General features: G+C 46.2%; 22 protein-coding genes. 17 read left to right on the top strand and 5 right to left on the bottom strand.

The features are described from left to right. Positions 1–378: 378 nt before the first annotated feature. Positions 379–663, bottom strand: coding sequence for a PepSY domain-containing protein (locus ACTHUG_RS02485; protein ID WP_440386095.1), 285 nt, complete (start codon positions 661–663; stop codon positions 379–381). A gap of 231 nt (positions 664–894) precedes the next feature. Between ACTHUG_RS02485 and ACTHUG_RS02480 the strand changes: the two genes are divergently transcribed. From ACTHUG_RS02480 to ubiT, 12 genes are all read left to right on the top strand, one after another. Beyond that, positions 895–1647, top strand: a complete 753-nt coding sequence (locus ACTHUG_RS02480; protein WP_440386094.1) for a PP2C family protein-serine/threonine phosphatase — start codon at positions 895–897, stop codon at positions 1645–1647. Positions 1648–1688: 41 nt separating this feature from the next. Next, on the top strand, positions 1689–3002 hold the full coding sequence (locus ACTHUG_RS02475) for a DUF262 domain-containing protein (protein ID WP_308881760.1): 1314 nt from the start codon (positions 1689–1691) through the stop codon (positions 3000–3002). Continuing rightward, positions 2989–4935, top strand: coding sequence for a DUF262 domain-containing protein (locus ACTHUG_RS02470; protein WP_440386093.1), 1947 nt, complete (start codon positions 2989–2991; stop codon positions 4933–4935). The genes ACTHUG_RS02475 and ACTHUG_RS02470 overlap by 14 nt, the downstream gene beginning before the upstream one ends. A 112-nt stretch (positions 4936–5047) precedes the next feature. After that, positions 5048–6790, top strand: coding sequence for a bifunctional alpha/beta hydrolase/class I SAM-dependent methyltransferase (locus tag ACTHUG_RS02465; protein WP_308881758.1), 1743 nt, complete (start codon positions 5048–5050; stop codon positions 6788–6790). Between the two features lie 65 nt (positions 6791–6855). Further along, complete coding sequence (locus ACTHUG_RS02460; RefSeq protein ID WP_440386092.1) at positions 6856–8142, top strand: phosphatase PAP2/dual specificity phosphatase family protein; 1287 nt, start codon at positions 6856–6858, stop codon at positions 8140–8142. A gap of 2 nt (positions 8143–8144) precedes the next feature. After that, positions 8145–8519, top strand: coding sequence for a hypothetical protein (locus ACTHUG_RS02455; RefSeq protein ID WP_440386091.1), 375 nt, complete (start codon positions 8145–8147; stop codon positions 8517–8519). A gap of 63 nt (positions 8520–8582) precedes the next feature. Next, the gene (locus ACTHUG_RS02450) at positions 8583–9290 is read left to right on the top strand and encodes a lysophospholipid acyltransferase family protein (protein WP_440386090.1); all 708 of its coding nucleotides are present in this window, start codon (positions 8583–8585) and stop codon (positions 9288–9290) included. Beyond that, positions 9287–10276, top strand: coding sequence for a phosphatidate cytidylyltransferase (locus ACTHUG_RS02445; RefSeq protein ID WP_440386089.1), 990 nt, complete (start codon positions 9287–9289; stop codon positions 10274–10276). Before ACTHUG_RS02450 ends, ACTHUG_RS02445 begins: the two co-directional genes overlap by 4 nt. 108 nt (positions 10277–10384) lie before the next feature. Further along, complete coding sequence (locus ACTHUG_RS02440) at positions 10385–11005, top strand: DUF2238 domain-containing protein (RefSeq protein WP_440386088.1); 621 nt, start codon at positions 10385–10387, stop codon at positions 11003–11005. A 334-nt stretch (positions 11006–11339) separates the two neighbouring features. Then, positions 11340–12347 carry a ubiquinone anaerobic biosynthesis protein UbiU gene (gene ubiU, locus ACTHUG_RS02435; RefSeq protein WP_003748766.1) on the top strand — a complete coding sequence of 336 codons (1008 nt, stop codon included), beginning with the start codon at positions 11340–11342 and terminating at the stop codon, positions 12345–12347. An 11-nt stretch (positions 12348–12358) separates the two neighbouring features. Continuing rightward, positions 12359–13276: a U32 family peptidase gene (locus ACTHUG_RS02430; RefSeq protein ID WP_440386087.1), complete on the top strand. Its 918-nt coding sequence runs from the start codon at positions 12359–12361 to the stop codon at positions 13274–13276. Then, entirely contained in the window at positions 13263–13709 is a 447-nt protein-coding gene (gene ubiT, locus ACTHUG_RS02425) for a ubiquinone anaerobic biosynthesis accessory factor UbiT (protein ID WP_440386086.1), read from the top strand. Before ACTHUG_RS02430 ends, ubiT begins: the two co-directional genes overlap by 14 nt. Positions 13710–13859: 150 nt before the next feature. Here the strand turns inward: ubiT and ccoP are convergent, their stop codons facing one another. From ccoP to ccoN, 4 genes are read right to left on the bottom strand one after another with little or no spacing between them, the layout of a single operon-like run. Next, positions 13860–15206, bottom strand: coding sequence for a cytochrome-c oxidase, cbb3-type subunit III (gene ccoP, locus ACTHUG_RS02420; RefSeq protein ID WP_440386085.1), 1347 nt, complete (start codon positions 15204–15206; stop codon positions 13860–13862). Continuing rightward, positions 15206–15403 (bottom strand): cbb3-type cytochrome oxidase subunit 3, encoded by a 198-nt coding sequence (locus ACTHUG_RS02415; RefSeq protein WP_003748776.1) that lies wholly within the window; start codon positions 15401–15403, stop codon positions 15206–15208. Before ACTHUG_RS02415 ends, ccoP begins: the two co-directional genes overlap by 1 nt. 4 nt (positions 15404–15407) lie before the next feature. After that, positions 15408–16019, bottom strand: a complete 612-nt coding sequence (gene ccoO, locus ACTHUG_RS02410; RefSeq protein WP_063075589.1) for a cytochrome-c oxidase, cbb3-type subunit II — start codon at positions 16017–16019, stop codon at positions 15408–15410. A 24-nt stretch (positions 16020–16043) separates the two neighbouring features. Beyond that, positions 16044–17477 (bottom strand): cytochrome-c oxidase, cbb3-type subunit I, encoded by a 1434-nt coding sequence (gene ccoN / locus ACTHUG_RS02405; protein WP_003748780.1) that lies wholly within the window; start codon positions 17475–17477, stop codon positions 16044–16046. A gap of 332 nt (positions 17478–17809) precedes the next feature. Here ccoN and ACTHUG_RS02400 point away from each other — a divergent pair, with 332 nt between their 5' ends. From ACTHUG_RS02400 to ACTHUG_RS02380, 5 genes are all read left to right on the top strand, one after another. Then, positions 17810–19561: a M61 family metallopeptidase gene (locus ACTHUG_RS02400; protein WP_049336034.1), complete on the top strand. Its 1752-nt coding sequence runs from the start codon at positions 17810–17812 to the stop codon at positions 19559–19561. A 78-nt stretch (positions 19562–19639) separates the two neighbouring features. Beyond that, complete coding sequence (locus tag ACTHUG_RS02395) at positions 19640–20080, top strand: TIGR01244 family sulfur transferase (RefSeq protein ID WP_049336036.1); 441 nt, start codon at positions 19640–19642, stop codon at positions 20078–20080. A gap of 423 nt (positions 20081–20503) precedes the next feature. Next, complete coding sequence (locus ACTHUG_RS02390; protein ID WP_004519584.1) at positions 20504–20800, top strand: helix-turn-helix domain-containing protein; 297 nt, start codon at positions 20504–20506, stop codon at positions 20798–20800. 19 nt (positions 20801–20819) lie between these two features. Then, positions 20820–23378 carry a [protein-PII] uridylyltransferase gene (glnD, locus tag ACTHUG_RS02385; protein WP_049336037.1) on the top strand — a complete coding sequence of 853 codons (2559 nt, stop codon included), beginning with the start codon at positions 20820–20822 and terminating at the stop codon, positions 23376–23378. Between the two features lie 791 nt (positions 23379–24169). Beyond that, positions 24170–24601, top strand: coding sequence for a pilin (locus tag ACTHUG_RS02380; protein ID WP_070587482.1), 432 nt, complete (start codon positions 24170–24172; stop codon positions 24599–24601). The last annotated feature ends 48 nt before the right edge of the window (positions 24602–24649 follow it).

Below are 24649 nucleotides of genomic sequence, written 5' to 3'. Positions count from 1 at the left end.
GAATGTTCAACTGCTTCCTGATCTTCTACCGCCTCCTGAATTTCTACCGTTTCAGCCGCAACCTCAACTTCGTTTTCAACAGTATTGTTTCGATTGCGATCCCAAAAATCAACGTCCTGTTGGGAATCGGCAGATACACCGTCGTTTAAAGGTTTGCCTTGGTCGCCCATCTGCTTCGGCCGGCCATTTTCCTTCCAATCATTCAAATCCATATCATGATTCCCAACATCAAACACTTTGAATTAAATGGAAAATAAAAAACATATTTAGTTCATTTATTTTAGGTAATTTACATGCCGCTTACACTCTTTAAATACCTAAATAGCAAACTGTCGCAGAACCCAAAAGCCCTGCGACAATCCGCCTTGCATCAAAATATTAATAGTCGATGCGTTCTTTAATAATTTTCAAATCAGGGTAAGACAAAACAATGTCGTACTCACGACCATCTTTAAAAGCCTCGATATCCAACACAGGCTGGCCTCGACGGCTATCGGCGTCAATATCGTGAACTTGATAGCCACGTTGTTCCAACATTTTTACGGCTTTAGCACGATTTTGCTCGAAGTTTTTGTCGCTGTAGATTTTTTGTTCAATGTAATCGCTGGCACCGGCAGTAGCGGCAGACAAAGCAACGATGGCGGTCAATAAGAATTTTTTCATGTTTGATTTCCTTTTTAAATGTGTATTCGGGTTTCGATGGATGTATTAAAACACAGTAAAATTAGCAGTTAATTAGTGCTTGGTTAAACGCAGTAAAGGCCATCTGAAAACTGTTCAGACAGCCTTTAACCTTAATTATCAAATTTCAAACGTATTGCCCAAGTGTAAATCCGGAGAGTTAGAAACAATGAAAAGCCTGCAGCGAATATTCACCCAACAAACGGACAAATCATGAACAAATTTTGCGAAATCACCTTTTGCCAACAAATCGGCAGCAACAAACAGCACAACCAAGATGCCCTTTTTAACGGCGAACAAGTGTTTCAATATAAACTCAAGACCGCTGAAACACGTCTTGAAACCCGTCCACGCTTTATCATCGGGATAGCTGACGGCATTTCCAATAGCAACCGTCCCGAAAAGGCCAGCAAATTAGCCATGCACCTATTAAGCCGTACAGCCAAACTCAGCCGTCAAACCATCAATCATATACAAGCCGCTTTATCTAAAGAGTTGGCAGAAGATTATTTTGGTTCCTCAACCACTTTTGTTGCCGCAGAAATTGACCAAACCACCGGCAAAACCAAAATCATCAGCGTAGGCGACAGTCGCGCCTATTTGATTGATACACAAGGAAAATGGAAGCAACTGACCCAAGATCACTCGATACTCTCCGAATTGCTGGATGGTTTGTCGGATAAAAAAGAAGAAGAGTTCACCACCATATATGGCGGCGTTTCTTCTTATCTAGCAGCAGATTATTCCGAATTCCAAGACAAAATGTGTCATATCGAACTTACGCTTAAAGCAGGAGAAAGCCTGCTGCTTTGTTCAGACGGCCTAAGCGACACCCTATCGGAAGAAATAAGAGAAAAAATTTGGCAACAATATGATAACGATAAGTCCCGTCTGACTGTATTTCGTAAATTAATTGCGAAACAAAGAGTTTATGATGATATGTCGGTAGTAGTTTGCCGATTGTAGTCTATAATGTTTACCTATTTTTCATACTAAGGGGTATATATATGAGCATAGAAAAAGCAGAAATACTCAAGATTGATGACATATTTAAATTAAATTTGAGTATCCCTAATTATCAAAGACCATACAAATGGACAATCAAAAATGTACAACAATTAATCGATGACCTGCTCCAAAATTTTAGGGAGGGGAAAAAAATATACCGCATCGGAACAATTGTTTTAAATAAAAATAAAGACTGTTCTGAAATATCTGAAATAGTAGATGGCCAACAGCGGCTTATTACACTCTCGTTATTGCTTCATAAACTGGGGAAGGATGTGTCTCTTTTAAAGGAAAAACCGAATCATAGCATCAGCAAAAATAATATTACAACGAACTATAATTTTCTTAAAAACTATAATTTCACAAATGAATTTAAGGATTACCTCCTTAACAGGTGTGAAATGGTTTGTATTGAATTAGATGACTTAGATGAGGCTTTTCAATTTTTTGATTCACAAAATGCCAGAGGCAAACCTTTAGAATCTTATGACCTCTTAAAAGCCTATCATTTAAGAGACATGAGAGATAAAGACGAGCGGATTATTCACCAATGTGTCGAACGCTGGGAAAAATCTGCAATGTCTAATGATATAAATAATTTAGATAAAATTATCAATTATATCTTATTTAGACTTCGCCGCTGGCATTACAAAGAGAATGCAGAAATATTTACATCAGATGAATTAGATACATTTAAAGGCGTTCATGAAAAAGTTGATTATCCTTACTTACACGGAATATTAGCTACTCATACCATACAAAAATTATTACATGAAAATCCATTTTTATATCGATCAATATCAGCATTTCAGGCCACACAAGTGTTAATCAATGGAAAATATTTCTTTGATTACATTGAACATTATACAGCCATCTATGAAAAACTATTCAAAGAAAAGGATGGATTGTTAGATAAAATTCATTCTATTAATGGAATTGATTTAGAAAAAGGAGTAATGACTTTTTTAAACAATCATAAATACAGCTATCGAACTGGTGATAAATACATTAGAAATTTATTTGAATGTACCGTATTGTTCTACTTTGATAAATTTGGAGAAAGCCATTTTGAAGAATTTATAACCAAAGCTTTTCTATGGGCTTACCGTACTCGGGTAGAATATCAGCGCATTACCTTCACGACCATTGAGAAAAAGGCTAGTGCTCCAGCCGGATTAATTTCTTATATTGAAAGATCCATTACTCCCGAACAAGTAATGCGTTTTATTCAACAAACCGGAAAAGTCAATTTTTCAAAACATGTAGACCCTAAAATAAAAGAGATTTTGGAAATTAAAGATGAAAACAAATAATGATTACGTAAAAACATTAACCATAAATGAATTATTAAATTTAAATAAAGACAAATATATTATTCCTATTTATCAACGTAATTACGCATGGGGAGATGATGAGATCAGCCTTCTTATCCAAGACCTATGGAATGCAAAAAATAAGAATAATTATTATATTGGCAGCTTAGTCATTTATAAAAGAGAAAATGGAGATTTAGAAGTCATAGACGGACAACAACGATTGACCACACTGACTTTAATCATGCACTACTTAAAATCAGATACCTTTGTTAGAAATGTATACTTTGAGCATAGACATGACTCCGACGATGCCTTAGAAGATCTTGACTCCGACTCTATACCTGATGTTTTTAAAAATGCTTTAAAATCAATAAAAAAATATTGGGAAACAGATAGGACAAAAGAAGAGAGAATGAGTTTGGCAGAGTTCTTACAAGAAAATGTCAAAATTATTAGAACCGAAGTACCCAAAGACACCGACCTCAATCATTACTTTGAAATTATGAATACGCGGGGAGAGCAATTAGAAAAACATGAGATTATCAAGGCTACTTTAATGGAGGTTTTAGACACAGATAGTGAACGCTCTATTTTCGCCAAAATTTGGGATGCGTGTTCTGACATGAGCCGATATGTTGTAATGGGAATTAACCAGTCACTTAGAGAAAATATTTTTGGCAAGAATTGGGAAAATACTATTCCAAAAAAATTTAATGAAATTATTGAGAATATTGCTGATACAGAAAAAACTCAACATTCAGATAACGGCTCCGCAAATGAAGAACAATCAATTCTTCAATTGATAACCGCCAATAATGAGGATATTCACTCTTCCCAAGAAAAAACAAACGAGCAGACAGATGGGCGTTTTAATTCCGTTATTGATTTTCCTAACTTTTTGATGCATATCTTGAAAATTTATCTAGAAAAATTTCCTACCGGCATTAACAAAACTACCTTTAAAAAGATTCCTCTGGATGAAAAAGAACTTTGGCGTGCTTTTGACAATGAAGACTGGAACAAAGAAAAGATTGTAAATTTCATAGATACATTGCTATCTTGTCGATATTTATTTGATAAATATATTATTAAGTCAAATTCACTACATTCAGAAAATGAGCATTGGTCTTTATGGGAAATCAAAAAAGAAGAATCAAAGAATTATTACTATAAAAATGTTTTTGGTATCGACAATGGCGATTCCATTGATACTCAAGAAACCAATAATAAAACCAAGAATGCAATAATGTTGCTTTCTATGTTTCATGTTTCTAATCCATCCCGAATCTATAAAAACTGGCTATATGCTACATTGCGTTGGTTATTCGAGAATAAGAAAAGTATTACTCAAGAGACATATATTCAGTTTCTTGAAAATCTTTGCGATAAATTTTATTTTGAAAACAACTGCAATGGAAACAGGGATTTTATGAAAATTATCTTAAATGATAATTACACCGCCCCTTCAGTACATAAGTCTTGGAATGATGGAGTAAACGTCCCAAATTTTGTATTTAATCGATTGGATTATCAATTATGGAAATATCAAGACAAGGTAGAGGTCTTTTCAGCTATTGACCAATCTAAACAATCTATCTGGAAAAATTTTAGATTTAGTTTTAGAAGCTCGGTTGAGCACCATTACCCACAAAATCCCTCTCAAGATTTTGGCCTAGATAAATTAGATACAAATGTCTTAGATAATTTTGGCAATCTATATTTGTTATCTCAAAGTAAAAATTCCAGTTTCAGTAATAAACTTCCAGATTGGAAACGGCAGTATTACAAAGAAAAGGATACTTATGATAGCTTAAAACAAGCTATTATGATGAGTTACGAAAACTGGACAGAAAGCGAGATAAAAGATCATGAGAAAAAAATGCTAGAAATCTTAAATGAACCACTGACTGACTCATCGTATCAACCATAATCGGCACTTAACATATCTCCCCATCATTTCATTCGTCCGTCTATCGGATAATCATTGCATTTATTTGATATGCCATGATACTGTTTAAAAACATGACTATTAGGAGTTTCTCATGTCCGAACAGCAAAAATACTTTTCTACCCAAGATGGTACTTCGCTTTTCTACCGCTATCGCCCTGCTGCCGATGGTTCTTCCAACAAAGCCATTGTGCTGTTCCATCGCGGACATGAGCACTCCGGCAGGATGATGTTTGTGGCGGACGAGCTGGGCTTTGATGATTTTGCCTATTTTGCTTTGGATGCGCGCGGTCATGGTTACAGCCCTGGTGAACGCGGCGATAGTCCGAGTATTGGCACTTCGGTTTCAGATGTAGATGATTTTATCCGACACATTCAAAGCGAATACGGCATCAAACCTGAAAACATCTGCGTGATTGCGCAAAGTGTCGGAGCGGTATTGGTTTCTACTTGGTTGCACGATTACGCGCCGAAAATCCGTTGCGCCGTATTGGCTTCGCCTGCATTCAAAGTCAAACTCTATGTTCCGTTTGCCCGTACCGGTTTGAAAATTATGCAAAAATGGCGTGGCAATTTCTTTGTCAACAGCTACGTCAAAGCCCACTATCTGACCCACAACGTCGAACGTCAAAAAAGCTACGACAATGATCCGCTTATTGCCCGCGCTATTTCTGTGCGTATTCTGCTGGGTTTATATGAAGCGGCCGAGCGCGTCGTTGCCGATGCACAAGCGATTACTACGCCTGTACAACTGTTGATTTCAGGCAGCGATTGGGTTGTTCATCACAAACCGCAACACGATTTCTACAACCGTTTGAGCAGCCATATTAAAGAACGCCATATCCTGCCCGGTTTCTACCACGATACTTTAGGTGAGCAAAACCGTGAAATTGCATTTGTCGAAATGCGCCGTTTTATCCGCGAGCGTTTCAATCAGCCTTTACAACAAGTCGATCTGACTCAAGCGCACTTATTTGGAGACAGCCGTCGCGAAGCTGACGAACTGGCTACGCCTTTGCCTGTTTGTACACCTCGCGGTGCATTTTGGGCAATATATCGTGCCTCGCTCAAACTGGGTTCGCGCTGGAGTGAAGGCTTGAGAATCGGCCAAGAAACAGGTTTTGATTCGGGCAGCACACTGGATTACGTTTACCGCAATCAACCGCAAGGCAGCAATGCTTTCGGTGTATGGGTGGACAAATACTATCTCAACGCCATCGGCTGGCGCGGTATCCGCCAACGCAAAGTCAATATCGGCAAAGCCATTCAGACGGCCTCAGCCAAACTGCGTGAAGCAGGGAAACCTGTACACGTTTTGGATATTGCATCCGGTCATGGCCGCTATGTATTGGATGCCCTGACTGCCGACACATTGCCTGATTCCGTACGCTTGCGCGATTACAGCCCGATTAATGTCGAAGCCGGACGCAAGCTGATTGCCGAGCGCGGCTTGCAAAACACGGTAACCTTCAATGAAGTCAATGCCTACGACCGCGCCAATTATCACGATTTACAGCCGCGCCCTACCCTGGGCATCGTCTCCGGCCTGCATGAATTGTTTGCCGACAACGATTTGATTTTGAACTCGCTCTACGGCTTCGGCGAAGCCATTGAAACCGGCGGCTACCTGATTTACACCGGCCAGCCGTGGCATCCGCAACTGGAAATGATTGCCCGTGCCCTGACCAGCCACAAAGCAGGCAGCCCAAACTGGGTAATGCGCCGCCGCAGTCAGCAGGAAATGGATCAGTTGGTTGAAAAAGCCGGTTTTGAAAAAATCCATCAATGGATAGACGAAGACGGTATTTTCACCGTGAGCTTGGCAGTGAAGAAATAAAAATAAAGGCCGTCTGAACAATTTTTTAACTTTCAGACGGCCTTATTTAAACCATGTACCTATCCATGAAATCCTCCCTCAAAACCTCCCTGCTCAAGCTGATTTTAGTCGGTATCCTGTTCTACACCAGCTACGGCATCTCCAATCATTACGCGGCATCGCTGGACTATGTGCCTGAAATCGCTTTTGCATGGGAGAGCAATATTCCGTTTTGGGCATGGACGATTGTACCTTATTGGTCGCTGAACCTGATGTATGCCGCGGCATTTTTTCTTTGCCGTGATACACATGAACAAAACCGATATGTAGCGCACCTTGTAGCTGCCCAACTGATTGCGACTGCTTGCTTCGTGCTGTTTCCGCTGCGTTTCGGATGGCCCAAACCGCCCGCTGATGGGCTGTCAGGCTGGCTGTTTGATTCATTGGCTGCATTTGATTTGCCATACAACCAAGCGCCATCTTTGCATATCGCGCTGGCGATTATCGTAGGTGCATTTTATTGGACGCGCTTTCCAAAAATCCGCCTGCCACTTTTCTTATGGCAAAGCCTGATTGCCTTGTCGGTACTGACGACTTATCAACATCATTTTATTGACGTGCCGACCGGAGCATTGCTCGGCTGGCTGGTGTTGTGGGCTTTCCCGCGTCAGATGACTTCGCCATTTAAACTGGGCTTGAGTAATGTACACTCAAGAAAGATTGCGGTGCTGTATTTGCTTGGTGCGTGTTTGACGACGTTACCCGCGTTGCTGGGTGGCGCGTGGCTGTGGTTGATATGGATTAGCGTGTCTTTGCTGATGGTGGCCTTTGCCTATTTGACTGGGAATGCAAACGTATTCCAAAAACAGGCTAACGGTAAATTATCGGCGGCAGCTACGGTTTTGCTGTTGCCTTATCTGGTGGGCGTGCGGCTAAACATGGCGTATTGGTTACGCGGTAAAGCAAAAATGGCACCAGTCCGCCATGATGTATGGATTGGCAGCGTTTTGGGGATTTCAAACCATCTGCCTGCCGTATTGGATGTATGCGCTGAATATCCCTGCTGTAGCTATCAAGGAGAATATCGCGCCCTGCCTTTAATGGATATGGTAACGCCGTCTGAAAACGATTTGGTTCAGACGGCCTCGATATTGGAAACCTTGCGCCAAAAACACGGTAAAGTATTGGTATGTTGCGCTTTGGGTTATGGAAGAAGTGCCACAGTGGTGCTGACGTGGCTGCTGGCCTATGGTGGCTGCAAAGACTTGGCGCAGGCGAAGGCCGAACTCAAACAGGCTCGGCCGCAAATGGTATTATCGCCGGCCACTGCCCAGGTAGTCGAAGCTGCGGCCAACCGTTTAAAACAAGGATAATGATGGACAACGCAACCGATAGCCGTATTACTGCCCACCTACTCTCTACCGCACATTATGTTGCCGCCTGCAATGCCTTGCTGCTCGCCTTGTCGGCAAAATATGGTGGTGCTTGGTTTGCGGTGCTACTCGTCTTAGCAGCGGTTTTGTTGTACTGCCATATCCGCATTCACTTCGACCGCCGCGTGTTCCAAGACTTTGCCGACAACCGCTACGCTCCTGAAGACTTTGACCAATCCTTACAGCAAAACGGTTTGCGCCAAATTTCAGGCAGCCGCACTTTGACCCAACGGATAAACGGCGCACTTTCCTTATGGCGCAAAAGCTTATACCTGACCGCCGCCCAATTTTTAATTTTGCTTATCCAAAGCATTTGATTATTTTTGCTGATTTACCCAAACCAAATCCTTAGCGGTATCTCACCCCCAAAGGCAGAAACAATGAAAAACTTCCTCAAAAAACAACTTGCCTGGCTGACCGACCAAGCCTTGTGTCTGTCGGTCTCTTTTCTTACGGGCGTACGCCCCAAAAGCCCGCGCGAGCTGACATTCAATCAGCACCAAAAGGTCTATTACGCCAATCACGGCAGCCATGGCGATTTTGTATTGGTGTGGATTTCCCTGCCCCGCCGCTGGCGCTTGTCCACGCGCCCTATCGCCGGTTCGGATTACTGGCTGACGAGCAAACTCAAACGCTTCATCATTCAAAACGTTTTCAATGCCTTGCTGATTCCGCGCCATAGCGATAATCCGCAATTGATTACCGAACAGATGAAAGACGCGCTGAACGCAGGCGACTCCTTGATTATTTTCCCTGAAGGCACGCGTAATACTGACGACAACACCATCCTGCTGCCGTTCAAGTCCGGCATTTATCATCTGGCAAAAAGCAAACCCAATACCGAATTTGTTCCGATTTGGATAGACAACATCAGCCGCGTACTGCCCAAAGGCAAAATCCTGCCTATCCCGCTTTTGTGTGAAGTTCATATCGGACAGCCGCTTACCTTGCAGGAGAACGAAGACAAAGACAGTTTTTTGACACGCAGCCGTGAAGCGCTGCTGGCACTCAGGCCGTCTGAAAACGACCGCAGCGAGCTTCGCCAAAATGAACCTGAAGTTCATCAAAACAAAGGAGGACAAGCATGAGCCTTTCTACGACTTCCCAACAAATCATTGTCGAACAAGCCGCCGCTCATCTGACTCCGCAAGCCGGCTATATTTTTGTCGGCGTATTTGCCGTATTGTGTTTTGCCAGCATCATCGGACAATGGCTCAAGCGCAAAAACGGTGCAGATAATGCCACCATCGCCAACCTCAACGCCCGCATTTACGCATGGTGGCTGATGACGCTGGTGTTGCTGGGTGCGTTTTGGTTCGGAAAAATCGGAACGGTTGTACTGTTTTTCCTGATTTCATTTGCCGCACTGCGCGAATTCATGACCCTCGTCTATCGCCGCCGCAGCGACTATTACAGCATGGTGGTCTGCTTTTACCTGCTGCTGCCGGTGCAATACTATTTCGTCTATGACGGCTGGTACGGCATGTTCAGCATTTTTATTCCGGTTTACGGCTTTTTGATACTGCCGATTATTGCCAGCCTCAGCGGCCAAACCGCGCACTTTTTGGAACGCGCCGCCAAAACACAATGGATGGCGATGATTTGCATCTTCTGCCTGTCCCATGTTCCGGCGCTGATGTTTCTCGACTTGGACGGCTTCGACAACGGCAACAATATCCTGTTGCTGATCTTCCTGATTGGCGTGGTGCAAGTATCGGATGTGTTGCAATACGTTTGGGGCAAACTGATCGGCGGTGCAAAAATCATGCCCTCGCTTTCCCCGTCCAAAACCATTTCCGGTACAGTCGGAGGTATTTTGTCGGCCACGGCCATTGCCGCGCTGATAGCGCCGATTACGCCGTTCTCCCACGGCCAAGCGGCCGTTATCGGCTTCATCGTCTGCCTGATGGGCTTCTTTGGCGGCCTGGTTATGTCTGCCATCAAACGCGATTATGGTGTCAAAGACTGGGGCAATATGATACGCGGCCACGGCGGCATGCTTGACCGCGTGGATTCGATTTGCTTTGCCGCGCCCGTGTTTTTCCACATCACCCGTTATTTCTGGAACGGCTAAACTTTAGGCCGTCTGAAAACTATTTTTCAGACGGCCTCTAATATCCGAAACCGCCAATCCGCCGACTCGTTATACAATACGCAACCCTTGTTATTACAGACACACGATATGAATAAACCCTCTCCAATCTTTCCCATTTTTCTTGCTACGCTTATCTTCGCCCTCATTGTTTGGTCAGGTATCAATCCCCATGACCGCGCGGTTTGGTACGCCGAAATCATCCCCGTAGCCTCCGTATTTCTCCTTCTGGTTGCCACTTACCGCATTTTCCGCTTCAGCAATTTGGCCTACTTATTCATGAGCTTCTGGCTGATTATGCATTCCATCGGCGCATACTATACTTTTGCCGATGTGCCGTTTGAATCCATCAACCGCTTTGTCGAGCCGATTTTGGGCGAAAACCGCAATCATTACGACCGTATTGCCCACTACATCATCGGCTTTTATGCCTACCCGATGGCTGAATGGCTGCTGCGCCGCAAGCTGTGTAATCTGCCGCTGGCTCTGTTTTTCTCCCTGTTCTTCATCATGAGCGTGGCTGCCGCCTATGAAATCATCGAATGGCAATATGCCGTTATCGACGGCGGAGAGGCCGGACTGGAGTTCTTGGGTTCTCAAGGCGATATTTGGGACGCGCAAAAAGACATGCTTGCCGATACTTTGGGCGCGTTAACCTCGCTGTTTATTTTTGTGTTTACCCGACCCGATAAACGTTTGGGTTCCTCTTAAATACATCCCTTTAAAGCAAAAGGCCGTCTGAAACCAGATTTTCAGACGGCCTTTTTTCATTTTTCTATCGCTATTATTGTAAAAATTAATAAATACGATAGTTAAAAACATAAGTCGATTTTGAAACAAAATCCGTCATCAAAATTTTTAAGCACATGAAATATATAAAAAACAACGTCTGTTAAGATTTTGTAAACAATATGCCTACGTCAACCTGAATTTTTCAATTTGATTTAAATCAGCATATCTTGTGTCATTAATCCATAAAATATCCGGAATTCTACAAAATATTGATTAACCCGATAGAGGTTATCATCAAGACGAGGAACACAAAATGCAGAAAATTCCAGAATTGGTCTGCCCCGCCGGCAACCTGCCTGCACTGAAAACCGCTGTGGACAACGGTGCGGACACGGTTTACATGGGTTTGAAAGATGCGACCAATGCACGAAACTTTCCGGGACTGAATTTCGATATGAAATCGGCGCGGGAAGGCGTAGCTTACGCCCATGCGCGCGGGCGCAATGTACTGATGGCCATCAATACATTCGCACAAGCCGGCCAAGTGGAGCGTTGGCACGCTGCTGTGGATACGGCGGCGGATTTGGGTGCCGATGCGATTATTGTTGCCGACCCCGCCATCATGGCGTATGCGGCAGACAAACATCCGAATTTACGCCTGCATATGTCGGTACAAGGTTCGGCCACCAATTACGAAGCCATCAATATGATGAAAGAGCTGTTCGGCATCCGTCGTGCCGTTTTGCCGCGCGTACTGACCATCGATCAGGTCAAACATGTGATTGACAATACTGATGTGGAAATTGAAGTCTTTGGCTTCGGCAGTTTGTGTGTGATGGTGGAAGGCCGTTGCATCTTGTCGAGCTATGCAACAGGCGAATCGCCCAATATGCAAGGTGTCTGCTCTCCGGCAAAATCCGTCCGCTGGGAACAACTGCCCGACCGCATGAACGTACGTCTAAACCAGGTATTGATAGACCAATACAAACCCAATGAACCGGCAGGTTATCCAACCTTGTGCAAAGGCCGCTTTGAAGTCAATGATGAAACCTACTATGCTTTGGAAGAACCGACCAGCCTGAATGTTTTGGAAATGTTGCCCGAACTCATCAAAATCGGTGTGTCCGCCATCAAAATCGAGGGACGCCAACGCAGTCCGATGTATACGGCTCAGGTAACCAAATCCCTGCGCCAAGCACTGGATGCAGCCGCAGCCGACCCGTCGCATTTCAAAGTCAATCCGTCCTGGAACAATGCATTGAGCAAAGTTTCGGAAGGTCATCAGACAACTTTGGGCGCATACAACCGCCCATGGAAATAAGGGGGAAAAAAATGAATTCATTGAAATTGTCGCTGGGCCCTATTTTATTTTTCTGGCAAAAAGAAGCCCTGCTGGAATTTTACGTTTCCATGCTGGATACGCCGTTGGATACGGTTTATTTGGGTGAGGTAGTCTGCTCACGCCGTCAGAAAATGCGCTTTGCCGACTGGTTCGGACTGGCTGAAGACCTGGCGGAAAGCGGTAAGGAGATTATTCTTTCTTCACAAGTCCTGCTCGAAAGCGAATCCGATCTGAAACGCCTGCGCAAAATCACGGAGCAGGGAAAGTTTAAAGTTGAAGCCAACGACATGGGTGCGGTCAAATTGGCACGCGAACACGGCATCCCGTTTGTTGCCGGTGCAAGCCTGAATATCTACAATGAAACCACTTTGGACGTATTCCGAAAATTAGGGGCATTCCGCTGGATTGCACCGTCCGAGCTGAGCCGCGATAAGGTTGCCGAAATCATCAAGGCTTCAGACGGCATTGAAACCGAACTCTTTGCTTGGGGCAAAATGCCACTCGCCTATTCATCACGTTGCTTTACCGCCCGCCATTACAATCTGAATAAAGACAGTTGCGAGTTCCGCTGCCTCGACCACGAGCACGGTATGGCCATGAATACGCGCGAAGGCCAGCCGTTTCTCACCATCAACGGCATCCAAACCATGTCTTACGGCTGCCAAAACCTACTGCCCCACCATGAAGACTTGAATAAAATCGGCGTGAATATGCTCAGACTGTCGCCACAAATGCACGGCATGGCTGAAATTATCCAAATTCACCGCGATGTATTGGATGAAAAAGCCACATGGGAAGATATCCGCCCCGAGTTAGAACGACTGACTACCGGAACACTGGTTGACGGCTATTGGCGCGGCCAGCCCGGTATTGAAACCGTGAAGGAAGCATATTATGGCGCTGCCTGAAATCATATTACCCAAATGGATGGCGAAAATCGGTACCAAACTTCCCGGCAAACCTCCGCGCTTTATTTTGGTCTCCGTATTGAATACCATGCTGAAAAAAGGTTTACTGCCTGCTGATATGGAACTTTTTGCCGGAAGGAAATTCGAAATCGAAGTTTTGGATGCCGGTATAAAAGTGCGGTTTAGTGCCGATACGGAAAAATTCCTGGACGACAACTTCAGCGGCGCTCCCGATCTGAGATTGGCCGCCAACGGCATAGACTTCATGCGCATGATGATGCGCGAGGAAGATCCCGACACCTTATTTTTCAACCGTAAATTGCAAATTGAAGGCGATACGGAACTGGGGTTAATTACCAAAAACTTACTCGACAGTGTCGAGTGGCCTTTCAGCGAATGGTTCCTGAAACGCAGTACGTCCACTTTGGATTGATGAATTTTGGTTGAACCAAGAACAAAGGCCGTCTGAATGTTTCAGACGGCCTTATATATTTTGCCTCTTTGATATGTCTTTTCTTATTGGTTTTATCAAATATAAAAAAGCGTACCTTGTTAGGTACGCTTTTTTCAATCCGACTCAAAATTAGAATTTTGCACCGGACTCATTTGCCATAAAGTCTACAGCCGCTTTAACCTCATCGTCACTCAAGCTGCTGTTGCCGCCTTTGGCAGGCATTGAATTAAAACCTTCAAGCGCGTGTTTGTGCAAAGTGTCTTTACCTTGCTTGATTCGAGGAGCCCAGTCGTCTTTTTTACCGACAACAGGTGCGCCCGGAATCATACCGCCATGACATGTTTTACAGTTGGCTTCAAAAACAGCTTTGCCATCTACCTTAACCGGAGCCGCTTCTGCTTTTTCAGCAGGTTTGGCTTCAGCAGCCGGAGCAGCTTTGGCATCTGAAGCAGCTTTATCGGCAGCAGGAGCCGAAGCGGCCGCCGGAGCAGAAGCATCGGCAGGTTGAGCTGCCGGAACAGGCTCGGCTTTTTTAGCAGGAGCTTTTTTACCGTCTTTGTTGGACAAACCCCAAACATAGGCAGTCATGATATGCAGCTTGTCTTTGTCGAGGAAGTGACCCCAAGCCGGCATTTGACTGTGTCGGCCGTTGGTGATGGTTTCGATAATCGATTTTTGAGTACCGCCCCACAACCATACGTTGTCGGTCAGGTTCGGAGCAACGCCTTGGATACCTTGACCTTTGTCGCCGTGACAGGTAAAACATCTTGCTGGGGGACCGTTAAACAAGACTTTACCACGTGCGGCACGTTCTTCATCGTATTGGTCTTTGGATTTGGATAAGGACATGACATAGTGTGCCACATCTTTTACTTGCTCTTCACCTAATTCAGGACCCCAAGCCTTCATTGTTGCCGTACGGCCTTTTTCAATGGTTTCCTGAATTTTTTCAGGTTCGCCGCCCCACAACCAATCGTCGTCGGTCAAATTCGGGAAGCCTTTGGAGCCTTTGGCATCTGAGCCGTGACATTGGATACAGTAGGTATTGAAAAGGTTTTGCGCAATAGCACGGGCTTCAGGATCTTTAGCCACTTTCTCAATCGGCATATTGGAAAATTTAGCATACGCTTTACCGTATTGCTGATTGGCTTTGGCAACTTCTTCTTCATATTGACCATGGCTGCTCCAGCCCCACAGGCCTTTGTAATCGCCGATACCTGGATACATAATCAGGTAGCCGACGCCAAACAGCCATGTGCAGACATAAAGCCAAAACCACCAACGTGGCAGAGGGTTGTTGTACTCCGAAATGCCGTCCCACTCATGGCCTGTGGTTTTTACTTCTTCGCCTTTTTTAGGGCGTTTCACAACGTTTTGCGAAAGCAGAAGCCAAGCCAGGCCGATGAAGCTGAGCACGACGATAACGGCAATATATATACTCCAGAAACTACTGGTAAATTGGGATGTTGTGTTCATTATTTTGCTCCGTGATCACGGACTGACTGAGCTTGATCGTCCTTTTCAGACGGCCTTTGTTCGTCATTATCGAAAATACTGCTGGCAGCATCGTCATAGTTTTTCTTATTGCGTCTATTGAACACAATATAGAGGACTAAAATAAAGCTGATGAATACCCAAACAGTAAAGAGCGAGCGAGCCCAGTTAGCGTCCATGATGTTACCTTACGTTTTTCAATGCCAAGCCCAAGCCTTGCAGGTAGGCGATAACAGCGTCCAGCTCTGATTTGTTGGCCAGCATTTCAGGTGCTTTGGCAATTTCTTCATCGCTGTAAGGTGTACCCACTTTACGCAGGGCTTTCATATGCGCCACAGTTGCCTCGGCATCGACTTTATTGCGTGCGAGCCATGGGAATGCAGGCATATTGGACTCCGGCACAACGTCGCGCGGGTTCAGCAGGTGGATGCGGTGCCATTCATCGGAATAACGGCCGCCGACACGAGCCAAATCCGGACCGGTACGTTTAGAACCCCATTGGAACGGATGGTCATAAACAGACTCACCGGCAACGGAGTAATGACCGTAACGTTCAGTTTCTGCACGGAATGGACGAATCATTTGAGAGTGGCAGTTGTAGCAGCCTTCGCGCACATAAATATCGCGACCTGCCACTTGCAGGGCGTTATATGGTTTCACGCCGGGTGCAGGTTCAGTAACTGCCTTGGAGAAGAACAGCGGGACAGCCTCGATCAGAAGGCCGACGCTGACTACAAGCAGGGTGAATACAATCAGTACACCAACTTTTTCTTCAGCTAATTGTTGCAATTTCATTTTGGTAGCCTATCTTTCTTATTATTAGTGGTGTTGGGTTTGAGAAACCGCAGGAATCTCAGCATCAACCGCTTTACCACTGATAGCAGTACGGTAAACGTTATATGCCATGATGCACATACCGCTCAGGTACAGAAGACCGCCGGTGAAACGAATCATGTAGTAAGGCATGGTACGTTTTACGGATTCAACGAAGGAATAAGTCAGTGTGCCGTCGTCATTCAAAGAACCCCACATCAGGCCTTGCATCACACCGGCAATCCACATTGCAGCGATATACAGAACCACGCCGATGGTCGCGATCCAGAAATGCGCCTCAACCAATTTGGTGCTGTACATTTCATTTTTGCCGAACAAGCGGGGAATCATATAGTAAACGGAACCGATGGTTACAAAGCCCACCCAGCCCAATGCGCCGGCGTGAACGTGTGCAACAGTCCAGTCGGTGTAGTGGCTCAGAGCGTTAACGGTTTTGATAGACATCATCGGGCCTTCGAAGGTAGACATACCGTAGAAAGACAGAGAAACGATCAAGAATTTCAAAATCGGGTCGGTACGCAGTTTGTCCCATGCGCCGGACAGAGTCATGATACCGTTGATCATACCGCCCCAAGAAGGCGCAAACAGGATCAAAGACAATACCATACCCAAAGATTGAGTCCAGTCAGGCAATGCGGTGTAGTGCAAGTGGTGTGAACCAGCCCACATATAAGTGAAAATCAAAGCCCAGAAGTGAACGACGGACAAGCGGTAAGAGTAAATCGGACGGCCCGCTTGTTTAGGTACGAAATAGTACATCATACCCAAGAAGCCGGCTGTCAGGAAAAAGCCCACCGCATTGTGGCCATACCACCATTGAACCATCGCATCAATCGCACCTGCGTAAACCGGATAAGATTTCATCAAACCGGCAGGGATGCTGATATTGTTGACGATGTGCAACAGTGCAACGGCCAAGATAAAGCCGCCGTAGAACCAGTTGGCAACGTAAATATGTTTGATTTTACGTTTGGCAATCGTACCGAAGAATACGATAGCGTAGGCAACCCACACCAGCGTAATCAAAATGTCGATAGGCCATTCCAACTCGGCGTATTCTTTACCTTGGGTGTAACCCATAGGCAAGCTGATGGCAGCAGCCACGATAACGGCCTGCCAACCCCAGAAGGTAAATGCAGGCAGCCAACCGCCAAACAGACGGGTATTACATGTACGTTGAACAACGTAGTATGATGTACCGATCAAACCACAACCACCGAATGCAAAAATAACCGCATTGGTGTGCAGAGGACGCAGGCGGCCAAAGTGGAACCAAGGTCCGATATTGGATAAATCTAGGGCCGGAGCAAAAAGCTGGGCAGCGACGATAACGCCAACCAACATGCCCACAATACCCCAAACTACAGTCATGATGGCGAACTGGCGCACCACTTTGTAGTTATAAGTTTGTGTGTCCATGGAAGTCTCCATAAATTATGGGTATAAAAAATTTTTATCTCACCCCAGCCCCTGCATTTACGAAAAGCGCAATACGGCCAAGGCTCAAATTTTTCTAAATTTAACATAGACACCACAACATGCCAAGCAAAATTACATTCCATATTGCATAAAAACTTTAGTGAGACATAATCTCATTTCTTTTATAATCAATAAATTATTTAAACATGTTCAATAAATCGGACACAGCATTTTTTCAAGCCCCCTTTTTCGTACAGTTTTATTGATATAGATTAAGCCTACCCTTTAAAACCCCTTCCTCTTAATAAACTTTAGCAAATTAACCAATAGCCATGATTAATTACAAAATTACCCCCAACTTTCTGTCTCATGAATGGCACATCACCTTATCATTCACTCAAACTGATGATTCTGAAACAGAAATCAGCCTGCCAAACTGGGTTCCCGGCAGCTATCTCATCCGTGACTTTGCCCGCCACATCACACACATCAACGCGTGCTGCAACGGCAAAGCCCAGCCACTGACACAAACCAGCAAAAACTATTGGCAAACCCCTGCCCTCAATGGAGCGTGGGAAATTTACTACACCGTCTACGCATTCGACTTGTCTGTTCGCGGCTCATTCCTCAGTACCGAGCGCGGCTTTTTTGATGGCGCGTGCCTATTCTTAAAAGTGCACGGACAAGAGGAACAACCACACCAAGTCGAATTTCCTACCCTGCCACACACATGGCAGATAGCCACCACCCTACCCCAAATTTCGGCGACCACTTTTCAGACGGCCTCATATGCCGAGCTTATTGATCATCCTGTTGAAACAGGCATCATCGAATTCCTCGACTTTGAAGCACAAGGCATCCCCCACCGTATTGCATTAAGCGGCATCTATCCTGATTTCGACCGCACCCGCTTCCTCGCCGATATTCAAAAAATCTGCGAAACCGAGTTAGCGATGTTCCCCTCCCCTGCCCCGTTTTCCGAATACCTTTTCCTATTACATCTGGGCGACAACCTTTATGGCGGACTGGAACACATCAGCAGCACCGCCCTACTCGCCGACCGCCACAGTCTGCCATCTTACGATATGGGTGAAGCCGACAAAGCCTATACCGAACTGCTCGGCCTCTTCTCCCATGAATACTTCCACGCATGGAACGTCAAATCCATCAAACCGGCCGTATTCGCACCTTACAACCTCGACCAAGAAAACTATACCGAGCAACTTTGGGCATTCGAAGGCATTACTTCCTACTACGACGACCTCTTTCTAGCCCGAAGCAAAACCATCAGCCCCGAAGCCTACCTTACCCTGCTTGCACAAAGCATCACACGTGTACAGCAGACACAAGGCCGCCTGAAACAAACACTTGCCCAATCCAGTTTCAGCGCGTGGGACAAGTTCTACAAACAAGACGAAAACAGCCCAAACGCCATCGTCAGCTACTATCAAAAAGGCGCACTGGCCGCACTTTGCCTCGACCTTATCATCCGTGAAAAAAGCCAAGGCAAATACACCATCGACAGCGTGATGCAGCAACACTATCGCGACTGGTGCAACACCCATCAAGGCATACCCGAAAAACACTGGCAAATCCGTTGCCAAGAAATGACCAGTTTAGATTTAGAAACCTTCTTTCAGACGGCCTTATACAGCACCGAAGACCTTCCGCTCGCAGAATGCCTACAAAGCGTAGGTGTCAAACTCGACTTTATTCCCCTACCTCGCCAACATGGCGGAGCATTTGCAAGCGAACCCCAATCGGTTGCCCCCGCCAACGATTTGGGCGCACGTTTCAAACAAAGCAGCGATCATGCCGTCCTGACTCATGTATTTAATGGCGGCAGTGCAGAAAATGCCGGACTCTGCCCGCAAGACAAAATCATCGCCCTAGGCGGCTATGCCTGCAACGACCTTGCGGCACAGTGGAGCAAACTGCCTATCGGCACGCGCACCACCATCCATTTCTTCCGTCAAGGCCTATTGCGTGAAACCAGCATCACAGTTCAAGCGGCAGAAGCCAATACTGCCCTGCTGCACATTACCGATCGCCAAAAACTCGAAAACTGGTTGTACAATCATTAAATAAAACTTCAAACGGCCTGCCACTTCCTAGGCCGTCTGAAATCAACATATCCATTTAATATAAAGAAAGGAAAAACTATGCCCATCCGTAAACTGACCGACACCCTCTATATCGCCCCCCAACTGACCGAAGCAGATGTCCAAGAAGCCGTACGTCTCGGCATCAAAACCATCATCTGCAACCGCCCGGACGGTGAAGAAGAAAACCAACCGGCTTTTGCCGAAGTGCAAAACTGGTTTAAAGAGGCTGGCATCAACCAATTCTCATCCCAGCCCGTTGTCGCGCCTCAAATCAACGCAGCCGATGTCGCAGCCTTCCAAAATCTGTTGCAACAATCTCCGGCTCCTATTCTTGCTTTCTGCCGCACCGGTACTCGCTGCTCCCTGCTTTGGGGTTATCATCAAGTGCAACACGGCGCATCCGTAGCCGAAGTAGTTGCCGCAGCCGAACAGGCTGGCGTCAACCTCAGCAACTTTGAAACCCGCCTGCAAGAAGCCAAAGATAAAGGTTTGGCTTAATACTTTATTTATATATAAGTAGTAGCCTTCAAACCAATCAGGCCGTCTGAAACCGATTATTCAGACGGCCTGATTGCCTTAGCTTATTTTTAATTTATTTCCACTATCCTAAAAATATATTTTCTAAATCAAGCCCGAATTGACCTGTATCAATACCCTGACCCTATTTTCATTTATAATGCCTTTCAATGATTCAGGGCCAAGCCCGAATCCTCCAGTTTCCTCGATAAGAGCCAGCTCTCTTATTAAATGATTTTTCTTTCCTCTTGATGTGTGTGTGTTTGGGTGTGGCCGAAAGCCACCCCCTTTTTTTTATACCTACCCCCTTTCAGGCCGTCTGAAAACTTTCAGACGGCCTTTCCTTTCCTCTCACAAAAATAGTATAAAATCCCCTTATCGTTCAAACCACAAACTCAAAACACCATGGTCAACAAACTCACTCCCCCTCCAAGCCTGCCCGATCCGCAAGACCTCCGCGCCATTATCGCTTACAACATGCGCCTCTACCGCGTTAATCACGGCTGGTCGCAAGAAGAACTGGCACGCCAATGCGGACTTGACCGCACCTACGTTTCCGCCGTCGAACGCAAACGCTGGAACATCGCCCTTTCCAACATCGAAAAAATCGCATCCGCGCTTAAAATCGCCCCTTACAAACTCCTCCTTCCGCCGCAAGAAATGCTCCGCCAAATGACCGAGCCTACCGATACCCAAGCCTAATTCACAGCCAGACACCATCATGCCCGCCGCCCAACAAGCCATCCAAATCTACCAGCAGCAAAAAGCCGCAGCAGAAACTGCCTACCGCCAAAACAACCGCCCTACCGCTTACTTCCGCGACCATATCGCCGCTGCTGAAACCCTACTGCAAACCCTCTGGCAAATCCACTTTCCCGACAGCAACGACATCAGTCTGATTGCCATCGGCGGCTTCGGACGTTGTGAACTCTACCCCCATTCTGACTGGGACTTAGCGATTATTTCCTCGGCCCCATTTTCAGACGGCCTGCAACAACAAACCGCCCAATTTATCCAAACCCTTTGGGACGCACGCCTCAATCCGGCCATCAAAAGCGGCAGCATAGAAGAAATCCTCCAAAGTACCCAAAACGACATTACCGGCGAAACCGCCTTTCTTGAAGCACGCCACCTACAAGGCGATGCCAAACTTACCGCCCAACTTCTAAACAAACTCAACACACGTCGCGACACAGCCGCCTTTATCGAAGCCAAACTCCTCGAAATGGAGCAACGCCATACAAAATCCCAAGGCACAGGCGCACAACTCGAACCCAACATCAAAACTTGCCCCGGCGGCCTGCGCGACATCCACACCCTTATCTGGACAGCCAAAGCACAAGGCATAGACAGCAACCCCACCGCCCTCGTTACCGCCGGTGTCCTCACACGCACCGAAGCCGGCATGCTGGCTCATGGCTACCGCCGCCTCGCCAACATCCGCATTCATCTCCACCTTACCGCCGACCGCCCCGAAGACAGGCTGCTTTTCGACTACCAGTCCCAAGTTGCCGAAAGCTTAGGCTATACCCAACCCGACATCCGCGGCAGAAGCGAAGCTCTGATGCACACCTTCTACCGCGCCACCAAAGCCATCAAACAACTCAACGGCATCCTCATTCCGGTTCTCAAAAACCATCAAACCTCCAGCCGCCCCCAACATATCCACCCCATCGACAGCCGCTACAAACGCATCGGCCACCAAATCGCCGCCAACGACCTTGCCCTGTTTGAACACAACCCCGAACACATCTTCACCATCATCCAAACCATGCAGGAGCAAAGCATCACCACCATCGAGCCGCAAACCCTGCGCGCATGGTGGGCGGCCACACGAAAAATCAACACCCGTTTCACCCAAAATCCAGAAAACCGCCGCCGCTTTATCCAATTCTTCAAACACGGTACCGGCCTCACCCAAACCCTCCGTTTTCTCAACCTCTACGGCGTACTTGGCCGCTATCTCCCCGCATGGGAGAAAATCACCGGCCTGCTCCAACACGACCTCTTCCATATTTACCCCGTAGACGACCACATCCTGACCGTTGTCCGCAATATGCGCCGTCTCGCCATCGAAACCCACAGCCACGAAATGCCCGAAGCCAGCGCCATCATGCAGGCCTATCCACGACCATATGTCCTCTACACCGCCGCCCTGCTGCACGACATCGCTAAAGGCCGTGGCGGCGATCACGCAAAAGAAGGCATCAAAGACGCACAACAATTCGCCGCCAACCACTACTACACCGAAGAAGAAAGCCACCTCCTCGCATGGCTGGTTGAAAACCACCTGCTCATGTCCACCGTTGCCCAAAAAGAAGACATCCAAGATCCCCATGTCCTCCAAGCCTTCTGCCGCCGTATTCCCACACGCGAATACCTCGACGCACTCTACCTGCTTACCATTGCCGACATCCGCGGCACCAACCCCAAACTTTGGAACACATGGCGCGCCAGTCTGCTCCAAACCCTCTATCACAGCACCGCCGCCGTTTTAAACAGCAAACATCACGATCCCGAACGCCTCCCCAACCGACGCGAACAAGCCTCGACCGATCAGCTCACGCGCGCGGCCGTTCCCCTCAAAAACCAACAAAAACTCCGCCGCATCCTCGGCAGCGCATACTACGTCCGCCATCAGACTCGGGAAATCCTCTGGCACACCGCAAACCTCGCCTACGACACCCAAAGCCCGGCCGTCCGCAGCCGCATCCTTCCCCAAAGCAACAGCCTTCAAGTCATGGTCTTCATGCCCAATGGCGACCGCCTCTTCGCACGCCTCTGCCGCATCTTCAGCAGCCACCGCTTCGACATCCAAGCCGCCCGCGCCTTCATTACCGAACACGACTACATCCTCGACACCTTTATCCTTCAACTTCCCGACAATCTCCCGCCCGAAGAGTATCCCGACCGCCAAAGCGCACTCGAAGCCGAACTCAACAGCTTCATCCACGGCAATACCACCGTCCAAAAACAAAGCGGCCGTCCACACATCAGCCGCCGCATCCGCCACATCCCCATTCCGCCTACCGTAATCATCACCCCCGAAGAAGATTATCCCGGCTGGCACACCATAGACATCACCGCCGTCAACCGCCCCCACCTCCTCGCCGACATCGCCGAGACCTTCTTCGCACACAACATCAGCCTGCGCTACGCCAAAATCACCACCTTGGATCAGCGCATTGAGGACAGCTTCATCACCTACAGCCCATCCCTACAAGACCCGCAAACCCAAAACACCCTAAAACAAGCATTGATCGAAGTTCTGACCCCATAAAGGCCGTCTGAACATCTTAAAAATATAGGGTGAGCATTTTTTGCTCACCCTAATCGCATTCAACATATAAACATCCTGAATATACCCTTCTAAAACACTCAAGAAATCCAACGCCTTAAAAATCAAAACCAGACTGCTCCCTGATATAAAACTACATTACAAAATCATAACCCAAATAAATATAATTCCAAATACAAAATTTCATTCATCTATTACACCAAACCCCTTTTCAAATCCCCTCCTTCCAAACCATTTCCCCATCAATATTCACACAAAATACATACTCAAAATAAAACCCATAAAAAACAAAAGAATAAAATCACAAAAAATCAAACCGACCGATTAAGCCATAAAAACACCGCCTGTCCAAACCAATTAACATATTATTGAATCAATCTAAAATTCTGACAAAAAACGTCACACACCCAAACTTGTCTCCCTTCCCTGTCACAAAAAACACAAAACTGACAAAAAACGTCAACCACCCAAATTCCCTAAAATCCTGAAACTTTCAAACAAAACCTCACAAAACTTAAAAATTAAAAAATAAACCCAATAAAAACAACAAACAAAAAATAAAAAATAAAATTTTTAACCCATTTTCCACACTTGGCACACCGACTGCTTGAAACAACACGTCCGGCAAGGCCCAAGCCTCAAAGCAGCAAGCCCGACGGAAGCTGTATATTCCTTCTTACTTTATGGTTTACTCATAATACAAAGTGCCAAGCACATTACGGACTTTTTACTTAAACATAATTATTCACACTTTCAAACTGGAGTTTTAATCAATGAAAGCAATCCAAAAAGGTTTCACCCTGATCGAATTGATGATCGTCATCGCCATCTTGGGCATCCTGGCCGTAATCGCTCTGCCTGCATACCAAGACTACACCATCCGCGCTAAAGTATCTGAAGGCTTGAGCTTGGCCGAGCCTGCAAAATTGGCTGTAGCAGAAACTGCTTCTGCTTTGGGTGGCCTAAAAGCAATTACTGCTACCAATACTGGTTACACTTTCCCTGCAAAAGGCACTAACTACGTTAAAAGTATTACTATTGCAGCTACTACAGGGGTAATTACAGTAACTACTCAAAATACAGGTGCAAGTAAACAACCTGTACTAACCCTGACTCCATCCCAAGCAAATCCTGAGTCTCCAATCACTTGGACTTGTAAATATAAAGACAGCGAGCCTAAACACGTTCCTGCTAACTGCCGCTAATATTGGTATTGCAGCCTGAATAAAAGTAAATCCCATAAGGCAATTATG

It is taken from the genome of Neisseria sp. P0022.S009, assembly GCF_051956675.1.
In the GTDB taxonomy this organism is placed as follows: Bacteria; Pseudomonadota; Gammaproteobacteria; order Burkholderiales; family Neisseriaceae; genus Neisseria.
Note: the sequence above shows the minus strand (reverse complement) of the source record. Positions and strands in the feature narration are given on the sequence as shown.